The organism is Maribacter aquivivus (assembly GCF_900142175.1).
GTDB classification, from domain to species: domain Bacteria; phylum Bacteroidota; class Bacteroidia; order Flavobacteriales; family Flavobacteriaceae; genus Maribacter; species Maribacter aquivivus.
In genome coordinates this window covers 790,705-803,761 of record NZ_FQZX01000001.1, presented here as the reverse complement: position 1 = coordinate 803,761, position 13,057 = coordinate 790,705, and the positions used below count along the sequence as shown (strand labels likewise).

The window sequence follows — 13,057 nt, the reverse complement described above, 5'->3', positions numbered from 1 at the left end:
AATACCCATCAAATTTTGATGGGTATTTTTATTTTCAAAAAACTTTTTTCTATAAATATTCCTACAAATACCATGGTTATTGGCGTAGCGTAAATATTACGGAAAACCGTAATAAATAGACGTACAATATTTTTAAAATCGGTTTGTTAAGTATAGACCTAACAAACATTTTAAAATCAAAATCACCATGAAAACATTTAATCAATTATTATTACTTTCCTCTATTGCAGTTATTAATTTTAGCTGTGAAAAGTCAACCTCAGAAGAGTTTGAAGAAGTTAACGGAAATGTAGAAACAAAGCTTATTAGCTCAATAAATGTAACGTCTGCCGAAGATTCAGAAGATAACGGAAACATTTTATTTTCATACAATAACGATTTACAATTAACCTCTGTCTTTGACGGAACCGACACTACTAATTTTACCTATGAAGACGGAAATTTAAGTAATGTAACCGGTAACGTAGATAACGGTAATGTAGAAGAATTATATGAATCGCCATATGATGCTTTTGAAACCGGACAAATAGAAGAATATGATAGTAATGGTAATCCGTCTGTAATCAAATTTATAGAGTACGATTATGATTATATGACTGGTGAAGAAGAAGTAGTGTATTACACAGCAGAAATCTCTTATGACAACAAACCAAATCCGTTTTACAAAACTGCAGAATCAGCAGGAATGATCGATGTTTTGGATCAAATTAAATTAAATTTTGCAGCAGCTCCACAGGCAGAAGAAATTGTAAGAGCAAAAGCATTGTTCCCAAATAACAATCCGTCGCAAATAGTGTACAAAAATGAAGAAGGTGATATAGAATACACCATAAACATGTCATATACTTATGATGGTGATTATCCTACTGCAGCAACTGTTTCATCAGCATCTGCTGATGGTAGCGATAGCGAAACATACTTAACGACCTTCACTTTTGTAGGTGACTAAGTAAATTGAAAAATTTTTAGATAATAGAAAGCAGCCTAAAAGGCTGCTTTCTTGGTTTTTAGGTAGTTTATATACAATTACATTAAATTGAATTCAAAAAACTGATTTCTGTATTTCCTAATAAAATGTTAAATTGAGGCAGCCCTTAATATTGGTATACTAAAGTTCCCCTAGAATTCATTAGTGTTGCTATTTATTATTGGGCTTTTTTTATTGCAGCCGATAAAAAAAAGACTTCTTACCTTACAATTACCTCATTCAGGTAAAAATCAAAAATTAATATTCAACATAATTCATTGACTAGACTGCGTAGCAGCGAAAACTGTAATAAAGCGATTAACTTTAAAAGGAATATAAGTAGCTAAGTTATTTTACTGCTTAAATTCAAAAGAATAATCTTAAATTAGGCAAACACTTAATAAAATGCATTTGTAATAATGGCAAAAATTGAAATAAAAGGTTCCCCCGAAGAGCTTGAAAGAGTAGCCACTTTCTTGGCAAACAACAATATAAAGTTCGACGTTGTTAATGATTACGGTAATCATTCTCTAGAAGATTTAGATAAGTATGCTGATCTTATAAATAAGTTCTCAGCTACTGTGCCTGAAAAATAAGTAACTGTATGAAAGGCTTACAAGAGATAAAATCTGAAATTGACCAGTTAGTTAGCACTAACGGCAAAACAGAACTAGAGGTAGTAGATGCGCTTCACAAATATTACTTTAACAAAGCCGTAACGGCAGAGATAAAACTGTACAAGAAGAAAAAGAAGAAGGTAGCTCAAATAACCAAAGATCTGAAAATATCTCACCGCCGTTTTTATAAAATTTTGGAAGATAAAAAAGTGGAGTTTACTAAATACAATAAGTCTAAAGAAGAAGAGAACGAGCAATAGTATTAATGAAGCTTAAGTAAAGGATTTCTATGTTACGATATTATCTGTTGTTACCCTTTATTTTATGCTGCTTGTCTACTATGGTTTATGGTCAGGCTAATGATATAAGTACTACTACTATTGAATGTGATGAAAATGGTTGCAAGGGTACGTTTTATGGACCGGAATTTATAAACGGGTCTGATGTTGCCCATCAGTTCTCCAATACAATGTCGCATAAAGTTGGCGATAAATTAAAAGAATGCTATAACAACGGCGTATATATCAAAGTTGATTTTTCAAGTATTGAAATGACCACATTGGGTATGGGCTCAGGTACGGTTACCTATAAACTGCTAATTCCTTTTATTTCAGTGACCGAACCATGCAATGCCTTTACTTCTTTTGACCATGTTGGAGGTTGGAGCCATGCCCCGTCATTAGCTACTAGAAAGAAAGAATTAAGCAATGTTTTACTGCCTGATGATGCACTGCATATTAGTGATTTGAAAACCACACCAGAAGGCTTACAAGAATACTGGATTCAATGGAGGAATAAGGCAACACAAGCGAACTGCAATTAAATTTTTAAGGAAAACTATGGCGCTAACTAAAAGAGAGCTAGTAATTGCATCACCTTTTTTGATTATTGCCGTAAATTTTGCGGTTGCATTTGGTTTCGGCGAGTTCATGGGAAAATGGGTATTTATACCCATGATTGGTATAGGTTGGGCACTTTGGCTTTTCTTTATTTTTAAATACGGAGGAAAAGAGTCAATCACCAATTGGCTAATGAAAGTTAGGGGAGCCTTCGGTTGGAAATTAATAGCGGTAATTGTCGGATTAATTCCGTTGCCACTTTTTCTAATGCACTATCAATTACTAGATCATTGGACCATTTGGTTACCATGGATTCTACTTGCATTATTTAACCCCTTTATTGAAGAATTCTATTGGCGCGGACTGCTTTTAGATTACACCAAAACGTGGTCTAATTGGGGTTCAGTATTGTTTACAGGGATTCTGTTTGCAATTAATCATGCGGCATTCGGAGTCAACTCCGTCGTCAACAGCGGATTTGAATTGGTCATTTCTACCCTGATTATGGGTATTGTTTGGGCATGGGTTTACAAAAAGACAAATAGCTTACGTTGGACTATATTTTCTCATTTTTTAGTGGATTTTTTTGGCGTTTCAGCAGCTGCTTTCTTAGATTTATACGAGAAAGGAAACTGGTGATAAAATCTTAACTTAAGAACATGAATAAAGAATCGCTCTCTAAATTGAGTACAGAACAACTGCTTAAAAAGCATACGGCAGCAAAAACTATGGTATGGCTTTTGGCAATTGTATTAACCGGAGTTTTATTCTTTTTTATCTATGTTTCTATACAAGATGGATTTACTCCGTTATTGGCAGTTCCGTTAGCGCTATCAGTAATTATACCTTTGAATGTTAAGAATATGAATGCGCTGAAGAAGGAGTTAGATTCCAGAAATTAAGAAATGAAATTTCAGTAAAAATAAATTACACATTATCAAAAATTATGAAAAAATCAACCATTTCAATTATAGGAATGACAATAGCGGTGGTCACCATTGTATCTACTTTTATTAAGAACAATGATACTGGTACGTTATTCGGATTTGAAATGGATATTTGGATGTATCGCTTAATTTGGCTTGCCTTGTTCGGTGTGATTTTGAATGGATATTTAAAAGAACGGAAGAATTCATGATTACACTATAAATTGAACAATATTACTTTTTATAGTCTATATGATGCATTAAAGTGGTAAAATAGTGTTGTTTTGTTTGTGAAATTAAAATCTCTGTAAACAGTCACCAAGTTTTTCGACTTACACATTACATGAAAAAGCGAAAATTTAAAATTAGTGATATCATATTTGTGGTGTTCATTCTGTTGTTGATAATTCCGCAGACAAGAACACCCATTCAAGTAGCGGTCAATAAACTGAAAGTTGCGGTTTGGTCACCTAGTGTTGAAGATTAAGAGGACCAAAATGAGGTTACTCCATTTGAGTATGCTGTAGTCAATTTACGGGGTAATTCACAAAACATATCGGTTGGTAAAGGCAAGGTTACTTTTATTAGTTATTGGGCAACTTGGTGCCCGCCTTGTATTGCAGAATTACCGGGAATTCAAGAGTTGTATAAAGACTACGGGAACAAAGTCAATTTTATACTATTGACCCAAGAAGATCCAGATAAAGTACAGCGGTTTATAAACAAAAAAGATTATGAACTACCTATATATTTTCCGCAAATGCAAGCTCCTGAAATATTACAAGAAAATAGCATTCCCACCAATTATGTCATTGATGCTACAGGAAAAATCATCATAAAAGAAACTGGCGCTGCAGATTGGAACAGTAAAAAAGTACGCAAGTTGTTAGATGATTTAATAGAAAATAATTAAACAAGAACTTTTGCGATATATGCTGCCATAAAATCTTTCTTTTTGAGTGCCTTTTCAGCAAAATTAAAGAGACTACTGCAACGATCTAAATTCTGATTCTCGTAAGTGACTTTGTAATATCTGTTATTGTTCAGGTAATCAGTTAATGCACGTAAACCATGAATAAATGGCATAAAAACGGCACCTAAGGGTAGACTATCTTTATCTGCAGCAGTTAAAAATGATCTGTTAGAAGCTAAGCCATCTACAAAAGCTTTAAACAATGATTCATCAAAGTTTATAAGTTCGTGGTTCTGCTCATCTTCAGGTGCATTGTTAACTACAGTTCTAATGGCATCACCAAAATCATAGAAGAAATAGCCCTTCATAATCGTATCAAGATCAATAAGGCACAATGCTTTTTTTGTTGATTTAGAGAATAAAATATTATTAAGTTTGGTGTCGTTATGGCAAATTCTAACGGGTAAAATACTAGTATTTAAATACTGAAGTTCTTTAAGAAATGACTGCGCCTTTTTAATGGCGATGTGGGCAATTTCTTTTTTTTGCGATTCAGCATTCTGTAGTGCTTCTTGAAACTCTTGTGTTCTAAAATCTAAATTATGAAATTTGGGCAGGGTATCATTAAATAGCGCCGTATCTGCATGTTGCAGGAGCTGATGAAACTTGCCTATAATGCGTCCTGCTTCAAAAGCAGTTGAGGTTTGGGTTGTTGTATTGAAGGTGGTACTATTGGGTATGTAGATCATCATACGCCAGAAATCATTATCCTGAATTAAATGATTAGTTCCTGTTGTTGTATTCAGAAAAGTAATTTGGCTGTAATCGTCGGCTTTAAGTACAGGTAAAGCGAATTGAATATTATCCATTAGAATACTAGCATTTTTAAACACCTGAGTATTTATCTTCTGAAGAATATATTGTTGACCATTCTCCTCCGTAACCATAAAGGTTTCATTAATGAGTCCGCTAGTCAAGGGTGTCCACTGCAATAAACTTCCGTTGAGCTTGAATTCAATTAGTATTTTTTGGATAGATTCTTTAGTCATGTTATAGCACTACGATTCAATTTTTAAAGGTATTGAAACATAGGCATTGTTTTGAGCAATGGATATGAGATTCTTAAAGTACAATTAACAAGAATTTTCTTTATTTTATGCAGTTGGCCTAAAAATAATACGATTTCTAGAATTACGCAGTTAGTATCTTAACAAATCAATTTTCCCCCAAATATGATTACGATTAAAACCTACCTAAAAGTTGCTGTATTGTTTTTTACATCAACTTATGTACAAGCCCAATGCGAAGTTTTTAAAAGTGAAATTAGCGATGTACAAGATTATATGCAGCAAGTTAGTCAGCTCTCAGATTCGTTAAGTACCGCTGTTGAAATCGCTTCTTTTGATGCCTCTATTAGTAAGGCGCGAAAAAATACTAAAATAGCAATGCTTTTAATGGGGCAGGCGGTTAATGCTGCAGATGAAGCGGTGATTTTAGCTTCAGAAGCGCAATATGATTCACAAACTTGCGGATTACAAGACGCCATGAGTTATACTATTGATGCCGAAAGACATACCATAGATTCTCGCGATTTTTCAACTGAAGCTTTTGAAAATGTAAAAAATGCTGCCAAGGCAAACAACTTAGGTAACTTACAATTCTACATGCGTAAAGCACAGCGCTTAATGAAAGAAGCAAAAAGTTCTGCAGATTCGGCTGTCTACGCGGCAGATAACGCGCATTACAGCTGTAGTCATGATGTTGCCCATCTTAGTTTTGATAATTAGATTACTCCTCTTTCTTATTCACCAACCCTTTAGTAAACTCATTTAAGGTTTCCACTTTTTCTTCGAAATCGCCTTTTATAGTCTTTCTAAATTCGTTGAGGTTTTTGACGAGGTCATCAATATTTTCAGGAATTACGTCTTCAAAAAACTGACGTAATCTTTTGGCTGTTGTAGGTGATTTTCCGTTGGTAGAAATGGCCACTTTTACATTGCCTTTAGTAACAATGCCGCCCATATAGAAATCGCAATAAGGTGGGTTATCTGCAACATTGACTAGAATCTGTCTTTCCCTACAATCATGATATACCTGCTCATTTACTGGTACATTGTCTGTAGTGGCAATTGCAATATGTTTCTCTTTTAAGTATGATACTTTATAGGGCGCTACATTCATTTTTATGTTGAACTTGTTGGCCAATGCAATAGTTTCTTCCCTAAACATTGGCGCTACCATTTCTACCTGTGCTTTAGGGCTTGATTTTAATAAGAAAGTCAGTTTTTCTAGGGCTACATTGCCTCCGCCAACAATTAAAATATGAAGGTTAGATACTTTTAAAAATACAGGGTAAAGCTCATTCCGTTCCATTTGCAATTTTGTTTTCTTCTGTTTTATAATTGATGGTAACACGTGTACCTTGTCCAAGTTCAGAGTTTATGAATAAACGACCGTTAATATAGTCTATACGTTCTTTCATAAAAAACAGACCCATACCGCCTTCACTATTATTTTTTGGTAATTTTCCTAAAATAGAATCATCAAAACCTTTGCCATCATCATCTATAACTACACTTAAAATAGGATAAGAGTAATTTAAGGTAACTAAAATATAATTTGCTTCTGCATATTTTATGGCATTGTTGACCGCTTCTTGGGTAACACGATAAATATTGGTTTCAGCTAGCGAGTCGAACCTAATATTAGCATCGGTCTTATTTTTAAACAGAACCGTCTTACCGGTTAATTTAGAAAGCTCAGTGGTCATTTTATGAATTGCAGGGAATATACCATGGTCGCTTAACTCTGGCGGAGTAAGGTTAAAAGTCGCTGTTCTAACACCTTTTATTAAGTCTGATGTCAGTGATTTTAAATAGGCAATTTTCTCTCTCGTCTTATCCTTGTTTTCAATATCAATAGATTCAATATTGAATTTAAGTGCGGTCAACATTTGTCCAATACCATCATGAATATCTTTGGCGATACGCTTGCGTTCTTCTTCTTGACCTTCAACAATTTGACTTGCCTGCACCTTTTTTTGTTGCATGCGTTCTTCGAAATTCTGCTTAGTCAACTCTTGTACTTTAAGCTGATTTTCTTTTCGTTCGGTGATATCTGAACACAGAATTAAAATATCTTGCTCTAAGGTAGATTGATGCATGGGTACTATTGACATATCTAACCAAATTGTAGTTCCTTTGGTGGTTACCACCTGGAGCTCTTCTGTACGCATCACATTTTTCCTATTAATTTTCAGTACTTCTTTGAGATAAGATTGTTGACCTTCTTCAATGGTCAGAATTTCTGAAATAGGCTTGTTTACTGGTGTGGTCTCATGACCTAATAAATCTAAAAACTTCTTGCTTATAAAAACAATGGAACCATCTTTACGAATACTGGCAAAAAGAGCAGCATTATCAATAACAAAATTTAGTTCTTGCAATTCTTTGAGCGAGCGTTCTTTCTCATCATATAAGCTTTGAATCTTTACTAGTTGATCTTTTGATTCTTCATCTTTACCCATTAAATGACCAATGGTATTTTTAATTTGAATGGATAACGGTCGGAAAATAACAAAGATTTCTAGAAGAAGAATTGCCAAAGAGAATGCCAATAACCAATACTCTTTTCGTTTTAGTTTTTGTAGCTGTTCATTACTGCGGGCATCATACTCATTTACAATTTGATCCATAATACTTAAAAACTGACGCTCATTGTTCAGCAAGGCATCCAGATCATTTTGTTGTACAGATGCATTAATATCCTGTTGTTGTGTTACAAGTATATGCTCTAAAGCACCAACCATTTCCGAATGGTGCGGATCAAGCTTTTTAAATAAAGCCTTTACCTTAGGATCATCTTCGTAAGGCAGGTTAAAAGAGGCTGCGCCCAAATGAAGCCCTACGTGAGATACTTTCCAAATTTCAAGAGTCTTCTCTATTTCAGAGAGCACCATCTTTTTATCTTCCGGATTACTTAGGTCTTTTAAAAGTAAGGTCTCTTTGGTCAATTTTTGACTAAAGGCACGTTGTCTACCGGCTATGTTTATAAGTTCAGAATCGCCAGATTGTGCTTTTAGGTGCAATTGAATAAGTACTTGGGCAATAATAACGGTAAGTGCAATAGCTGCCAATGCTAACAAATACCATTTACGAATACGTATAAACGTAGCCGTATCCAATGGTATAATTTGCTCGTTATTGCCCATAAAAAATGAATCGTAAATTGTAATTAGGCGTGAAGTGCCTTGGTAATTAAATTTAAGGAGAATTTAGAAAGCGGTAATTTTAAAGCTGCTTCTTGTCCTTTAATAGACATTTTTCTCCATGTTTTCTGAAGGATATCTATTGTTTTATCCTCCGGATGTTTGTGCGCAAAAGGTTCAAAATAGAATTCTAAAAAAACCAAACAGATAACATCTTCTAAAGATTGGGTTTCTTCGTTTTTCTTTAGCTGTTTTTTCTCTAAAAGAAATTTGACATTGTCAATGGTTTCATCATCATAACCCACATCTTCTAAAATAGAAGCAGCTTTCTTTGCATGAAACTTCTTTAATTCTTGTCGCCATCTCAAATACCCTTCGCGGTTCATTTCATAAGACTCTCTCGGTATTTCCCATCTGCAGATATGTTGACACCTTGCAGTTAAGCGTAAAGCTTCAGATGCAGTTGGGTCAAATTCGTTTAGGCGCTCGGTCATTCGAATACCGTAGAGTACTTCTTTTGGGTAGGTAGTTCCCTCGAACATTTCGGTATTTGGGTCTTGGGTATTGGCTTCGTCAAAATGTTGAAATGCTACCAGTAATTTATCTGTCGTCGCCATAAGTCATTAATTTAATCAAAGCTATTCAGAAAAACCTACATACACAAAGTCCGACTCTATTTTTACTGGGTATGTAGCAATTGCTGCTAAATCTCCATTTAAATTTTCTCCAGATTCTAATGAGAAAGTTCTTTTGTGTAATGGACAAGCTATTTTCGGAATTCCTTTATGGTCTCCAAGCATACCTCTTGACAACACATTTTCGAGTTTTTCAGGAGATAAGTTCTGGCAAGCATACCACTTGTTAAGTCTTGAGAAATTAAAAACGGCAATTTGTAAATCTTTATATTTTACACATGATCCACCATCACTAGGAAAAGCGCTTACAGGAGCAGCTTTAAACCATAATCTAACATCTTCTTCTTTGACCGTTTTATATTTTGAAAGTAATTCGCTCATAATGATATCTTTTTAAGACAAGGTTTTAAATAATACTTCTTCAGCCTTTTCTTGTTTGGCTTCCCAATGTTTTGGCATTTTTTGATCACGTAATGGCACAAAAACTAAATTGTCATCTCGATCATCAGAATTCACAAAATGGTTGAAGCGTTTCTTTGTTTCTTCATTTTCAATGGCCTGTTTCCATTCGCACTCATATGCATCGATCAAAAATTCCATTTGCTGTTCTAACTCGGCATTGATGTTTAGGCTGTCTTCGATAACTACTTTTTTAAGCTCCTCAATACCACCTTCCAATTTATCTAACCAAGCTGCTGTTCGCATTAATGGTGCAGCAGTTTGTATATAGTACATTAGGTAACGGTCTAAGTATTTTATAACGGTTTCGTTATCTATTTGTTCAGCTAATAATTTGGCATGTTTAGGTGTTGCACCACCATTACCGCCAACATATAAATTCCAGCCGCCTTCTACTGCGATTACGCCAAAATCTTTTCCACGAGCTTCTGCGCACTCACGAATACAACCAGATACGCCACCTTTTAATTTATGAGGTGATCGTAGTCCTTTATATCTATTTTCTAGTTCTATAGCAAAAGAGATACTTTCATCTAAGCCGTAACGACACCAGGTTGACCCAACACAGCTTTTTACGGTACGTAAAGATTTACCGTAGGCATGTCCGCTTTCAAAGCCGGCATCAATTAATTCTTTCCAAATGGCAGGTAAATCATTTAATTCCGCACCAAAGAAATCAATTCGTGCACCACCTGTAATTTTGGTGTACAGGTTATATTTAGAACCTATTTTACCTAGTACAATTAAATCTTGTGGAGTAATCTCTCCACCAGCAATTCTTGGTACTACAGAGTATGTTCCATTTCGTTGAATGTTTGCCAAGAACTTATCATTAGTGTCTTGAGTAACATCTTCTACGTTAGGGGTAACATTGTATAAACTTGCGAATATTGAAGAAACTAAAGGTTTACAGGTCTCACAACCATGACCGGTACCACAAGTATCTAAAACTTCATTAAAACTGGTTAGTTTTTTAGTTTTTATAATGATGTATAGTTCTTGACGGCTATATTCAAAATGCTCACAGATTACATTTTTAACTGTTTTACCAAGAGATTTTAAAGTTTCATTTACTAGATCCGTCACCATTGGTTTACAACCACCACAACTAGTACTTGCTTTTGTACAACCAATAACACGAGCTAAATCTTCGCAAGTACCATCTTTAATTACTCCACAAATTTCACCTTTTGTCACGTTTTCACAAGAACAAATTTGAGCTTCGTCCGGTAAATCCAGAGCACTACCAAAAGACCCACCTTCACTTGCAGGTAGAATTAATTGAGAAGCATCTTCAGGAATTGCCATTCCGTTCAGGTAGATTTGGTGTAACATACTATAATCAGATGCATCACCAACTAAAATGCCGCCTAGCAGTTCTTTGCCGTCAAGACTTACGTTGATTCTTTTATATAAATGCTGTGTTTTATTCTCAAATATAATAGAGTGTCCTTTTGCAGCAGGCATAAAAGGTTCACCAAAACTTGCTACATCAACACCGATCAATTTCAATTTGGTAGACATGTCTATTTCAGCAGGCATTAGAGTTTCTGTTTTTCCAATAATTTGGTCTACTGCCACACCGGCCATATCGTAGCCAGGTGCAACTAATCCATAAATCATTTGATTATATAGGGCAATCTCGCCTATAGCATATATATTGTTATCAGATGTTTGCATTTTGTTATCTACAACAATACCGCCACGAACACCAACTTCTAATCCGCAACTTCTACCTAGCTCGTCTCTTGGGCGTATACCTGCAGAAACCACTAACATTTCAACATCTAAAACATCATCTTCTCCAAACTCCATTCCTGTAATGTATCCGTCATCCCCAAGAATTTGATTGGTAGCTTTGCTCAAGTGAATGTTTAAACCAATAGATTCCAGTTTTAATTGTAGTACCTGACTACTTCTAGAATCTAACTGTCTTGGCATTAACTTAGGTGCGAACTCCACAATATGTGGTTCCAAGCCCATATCCATTACCGCTTTACCAGCTTCTAGCCCTAGCAGTCCGCCACCTAAAACAGCAGCTTTAGCATTTGGGTTCTTTGCCTTTATTTTAGCAGCGTACGCCAGCATGCCTTCTAAATCTTCAATAGTTCTATATACAAAAACACCTTCTTTTTCAACACCTTTAATTGGCGGTACAAAAGCAGATGATCCAGTTGCTAAAACAAGATAGTCATATGAGAACTCTCTATTTTTTGCGGTAGTGATGGTTTTATTGGTTCTATGGATGTCAGCAACACGTTCATCTACAATTAAATCTATACCGTTTTCTGTATACCATTCTGCCGGAGCCATTTCTAAAGCTTTAGCATCTTGATTTTCAAAAAACTCACTTAAGTGAACTCTGTCATACGCAGGCCTTGGTTCTTCACCAAAAACAATAAGTTTAAATTGTTTGCTTTCTTCTTTAGCGACAAACTTCTCACAAAATTTGTATCCTACCATTCCATTACCGACAACTAGTATAGTTTTCATACCGTATTATTTAGCTACTTAGCAATATTACGTATAAATACGTATATAATTGATAATTTTATGAAAATAATTACGTATTCTTGTTGAAGATTCGATAATTAATAATGCTAAATACTATGAAGATGGAATTAGAGAAAACGGCAAAAGTAAGTTTGGTTGGAGCAGGACCTGGAGCAAAAGACCTAATAACAGTAAGGGGTTTGAGAGTTTTGAATGAGGCAGATGTTATATTATACGATGCATTAATTAGTGATGAACTGTTATCTGAACTACGTACTGATATTCCTAAGATATATACGGGTAAAAGATGCGGAAAACACTCTCATACTCAAGATGAGATTAATGAATTGATAGTCAAATATGCCTTCGAATACGGACATGTGGTGAGATTAAAAGGCGGTGATCCATTTGTTTTTGGTAGGGCAAATGAAGAGATAGAGTATGTAGAATCCTTTGGTATTCCTGTAAGTATAATACCAGGTATTTCAAGTTCAATTGCCGTACCATCTAGTCAAGGAATACCTATGACCAAAAGAGGGGTAAGCAGTAGTTTTTGGGTAATGACTGCCACTAAAAAAGATGGTGCATTTTCACAAGATTTGCAATATGCAGCAAAATCATCTACCACAATGGTTATATTAATGGGTATAAGAAAACTTAGTGAAATTGTAGATGAGGTTAGTAAATATAGGGGTAGAATGACGCCTATAGCCGTAATACAAAATGGAACTACAGAAAATGAAAGCTGCGTTGTAGCTACCTTAGATAGTATTCATCATCATACACCTAATATAGATACAACGATGCATGGAATTATAGTAATAGGTGATGTTGTAGCAGATCATCCTTCTTTCTTTGAAGAGGAAGTGCAGCGTATATTACATGGAGCTATTTAGTGTAATGTTTTAGTTAGAAACACTGATACCTACTTAGTGTCCTTTGAAAACAAGCCCGCTTTCAAAATAAAAATTATAAATTATTAATTTTTGTCTTTTTAAAAT

16 protein-coding genes and 1 pseudogene are annotated in these 13,057 nt (G+C 34.9%); 11 read left to right on the top strand and 6 right to left on the bottom strand.

Features of this window, described 5'->3' with window-relative positions; genetic code table 11:
* The first annotated feature begins 187 nt into the window (after window positions 1–187).
* The 9 genes and pseudogenes from BUC31_RS03565 to BUC31_RS19865 form a co-directional block, all read left to right on the top strand.
* Window positions 188–949 (top strand): hypothetical protein, encoded by a 762-nt coding sequence (locus BUC31_RS03565; RefSeq protein ID WP_073241320.1) that lies wholly within the window; start codon window positions 188–190, stop codon window positions 947–949.
* A 437-nt stretch (window positions 950–1,386) separates the two neighbouring features.
* Complete coding sequence (locus BUC31_RS20255) at window positions 1,387–1,563, top strand: hypothetical protein (protein WP_170861923.1); 177 nt, start codon at window positions 1,387–1,389, stop codon at window positions 1,561–1,563.
* An 8-nt stretch (window positions 1,564–1,571) separates the two neighbouring features.
* Window positions 1,572–1,844 (top strand): hypothetical protein, encoded by a 273-nt coding sequence (locus BUC31_RS03560; protein WP_073241318.1) that lies wholly within the window; start codon window positions 1,572–1,574, stop codon window positions 1,842–1,844.
* Between the two features lie 29 nt (window positions 1,845–1,873).
* Window positions 1,874–2,407 (top strand): hypothetical protein, encoded by a 534-nt coding sequence (locus BUC31_RS03555; RefSeq protein WP_170861922.1) that lies wholly within the window; start codon window positions 1,874–1,876, stop codon window positions 2,405–2,407.
* Window positions 2,408–2,423: 16 nt separating this feature from the next.
* Entirely contained in the window at window positions 2,424–3,062 is a 639-nt protein-coding gene (locus BUC31_RS03550; protein ID WP_073241314.1) for a CPBP family intramembrane glutamic endopeptidase, read from the top strand.
* A 20-nt stretch (window positions 3,063–3,082) separates the two neighbouring features.
* A complete protein-coding gene (locus BUC31_RS03545; RefSeq protein WP_073241312.1) occupies window positions 3,083–3,325 on the top strand; it encodes a hypothetical protein in 243 nt (80 codons plus the stop codon).
* Between the two features lie 44 nt (window positions 3,326–3,369).
* Window positions 3,370–3,561: a hypothetical protein gene (locus BUC31_RS03540; RefSeq protein ID WP_073241310.1), complete on the top strand. Its 192-nt coding sequence runs from the start codon at window positions 3,370–3,372 to the stop codon at window positions 3,559–3,561.
* Between the two features lie 131 nt (window positions 3,562–3,692).
* On the top strand, window positions 3,693–3,836 hold the full coding sequence (locus tag BUC31_RS20250; protein ID WP_170861921.1) for a hypothetical protein: 144 nt from the start codon (window positions 3,693–3,695) through the stop codon (window positions 3,834–3,836).
* A gap of 27 nt (window positions 3,837–3,863) precedes the next feature.
* A pseudogene (locus tag BUC31_RS19865) lies at window positions 3,864–4,262 on the top strand (TlpA family protein disulfide reductase); the annotation flags it as partial.
* On the opposite strand, the gene BUC31_RS03530 reads toward BUC31_RS19865, so the two are convergent.
* On the bottom strand, window positions 4,259–5,311 hold the full coding sequence (locus BUC31_RS03530; protein ID WP_073241308.1) for a phosphotransferase enzyme family protein: 1,053 nt from the start codon (window positions 5,309–5,311) through the stop codon (window positions 4,259–4,261). The pseudogene BUC31_RS19865 and the gene BUC31_RS03530 sit on opposite strands and share 4 nt — an antisense overlap.
* 183 nt (window positions 5,312–5,494) lie before the next feature.
* Here BUC31_RS03530 and BUC31_RS03525 point away from each other — a divergent pair, with 183 nt between their 5' ends.
* The gene (locus BUC31_RS03525; RefSeq protein ID WP_073241306.1) at window positions 5,495–6,049 is read left to right on the top strand and encodes a hypothetical protein; all 555 of its coding nucleotides are present in this window, start codon (window positions 5,495–5,497) and stop codon (window positions 6,047–6,049) included.
* A 1-nt stretch (window position 6,050) separates the two neighbouring features.
* Here BUC31_RS03525 and BUC31_RS03520 read toward each other — a convergent pair whose 3' ends face one another.
* Genes BUC31_RS03520 through nirB form a run of 5 tightly spaced genes read right to left on the bottom strand, consistent with a single transcriptional unit; the run spans window position 6,051 to window position 12,056 of the window.
* A complete protein-coding gene (locus BUC31_RS03520; RefSeq protein ID WP_073241304.1) occupies window positions 6,051–6,635 on the bottom strand; it encodes a precorrin-2 dehydrogenase/sirohydrochlorin ferrochelatase family protein in 585 nt (194 codons plus the stop codon).
* Window positions 6,622–8,472: an ATP-binding protein gene (locus tag BUC31_RS03515; protein WP_073241302.1), complete on the bottom strand. Its 1,851-nt coding sequence runs from the start codon at window positions 8,470–8,472 to the stop codon at window positions 6,622–6,624. The genes BUC31_RS03520 and BUC31_RS03515 overlap by 14 nt, the downstream gene beginning before the upstream one ends.
* Before the next feature lie 23 nt (window positions 8,473–8,495).
* Complete coding sequence (locus BUC31_RS03510; protein WP_073241300.1) at window positions 8,496–9,086, bottom strand: DUF4202 domain-containing protein; 591 nt, start codon at window positions 9,084–9,086, stop codon at window positions 8,496–8,498.
* A 21-nt stretch (window positions 9,087–9,107) separates the two neighbouring features.
* The gene (nirD, locus tag BUC31_RS03505; protein ID WP_073241298.1) at window positions 9,108–9,485 is read right to left on the bottom strand and encodes a nitrite reductase small subunit NirD; all 378 of its coding nucleotides are present in this window, start codon (window positions 9,483–9,485) and stop codon (window positions 9,108–9,110) included.
* Window positions 9,486–9,497: 12 nt separating this feature from the next.
* Window positions 9,498–12,056: a nitrite reductase large subunit NirB gene (gene nirB / locus BUC31_RS03500; protein WP_073241296.1), complete on the bottom strand. Its 2,559-nt coding sequence runs from the start codon at window positions 12,054–12,056 to the stop codon at window positions 9,498–9,500.
* Between the two features lie 122 nt (window positions 12,057–12,178).
* Between nirB and cobA the strand changes: the two genes are divergently transcribed.
* Window positions 12,179–12,952, top strand: coding sequence for a uroporphyrinogen-III C-methyltransferase (gene cobA / locus BUC31_RS03495; RefSeq protein ID WP_244533997.1), 774 nt, complete (start codon window positions 12,179–12,181; stop codon window positions 12,950–12,952).
* The last annotated feature ends 105 nt before the right edge of the window (window positions 12,953–13,057 follow it).

What these genes read in the sequence shown, in the direction of transcription:
- BUC31_RS03565 (WP_073241320.1), top strand. Translation starts at nt 188, where the DNA reads ATGAAAACATTTAATCAATTATTATTACTTTCCTCTATTGCAGTTATT.
- BUC31_RS20255 (WP_170861923.1), top strand. Translation starts at nt 1,387, where the DNA reads ATGGCAAAAATTGAAATAAAAGGTTCCCCCGAAGAGCTTGAAAGAGTA.
- BUC31_RS03560 (WP_073241318.1), top strand. Translation starts at nt 1,572, where the DNA reads ATGAAAGGCTTACAAGAGATAAAATCTGAAATTGACCAGTTAGTTAGC.
- BUC31_RS03555 (WP_170861922.1), top strand. Translation starts at nt 1,874, where the DNA reads ATGTTACGATATTATCTGTTGTTACCCTTTATTTTATGCTGCTTGTCT.
- BUC31_RS03550 (WP_073241314.1), top strand. Translation starts at nt 2,424, where the DNA reads ATGGCGCTAACTAAAAGAGAGCTAGTAATTGCATCACCTTTTTTGATT.
- BUC31_RS03545 (WP_073241312.1), top strand. Translation starts at nt 3,083, where the DNA reads ATGAATAAAGAATCGCTCTCTAAATTGAGTACAGAACAACTGCTTAAA.
- BUC31_RS03540 (WP_073241310.1), top strand. Translation starts at nt 3,370, where the DNA reads ATGAAAAAATCAACCATTTCAATTATAGGAATGACAATAGCGGTGGTC.
- BUC31_RS20250 (WP_170861921.1), top strand. Translation starts at nt 3,693, where the DNA reads ATGAAAAAGCGAAAATTTAAAATTAGTGATATCATATTTGTGGTGTTC.
- BUC31_RS03530 (WP_073241308.1), bottom strand. Translation starts at nt 5,311, where the DNA reads ATGACTAAAGAATCTATCCAAAAAATACTAATTGAATTCAAGCTCAAC.
- BUC31_RS03525 (WP_073241306.1), top strand. Translation starts at nt 5,495, where the DNA reads ATGATTACGATTAAAACCTACCTAAAAGTTGCTGTATTGTTTTTTACA.
- BUC31_RS03520 (WP_073241304.1), bottom strand. Translation starts at nt 6,635, where the DNA reads ATGGAACGGAATGAGCTTTACCCTGTATTTTTAAAAGTATCTAACCTT.
- BUC31_RS03515 (WP_073241302.1), bottom strand. Translation starts at nt 8,472, where the DNA reads ATGGGCAATAACGAGCAAATTATACCATTGGATACGGCTACGTTTATA.
- BUC31_RS03510 (WP_073241300.1), bottom strand. Translation starts at nt 9,086, where the DNA reads ATGGCGACGACAGATAAATTACTGGTAGCATTTCAACATTTTGACGAA.
- nirD (WP_073241298.1), bottom strand. Translation starts at nt 9,485, where the DNA reads ATGAGCGAATTACTTTCAAAATATAAAACGGTCAAAGAAGAAGATGTT.
- nirB (WP_073241296.1), bottom strand. Translation starts at nt 12,056, where the DNA reads ATGAAAACTATACTAGTTGTCGGTAATGGAATGGTAGGATACAAATTT.
- cobA (WP_244533997.1), top strand. Translation starts at nt 12,179, where the DNA reads ATGGAATTAGAGAAAACGGCAAAAGTAAGTTTGGTTGGAGCAGGACCT.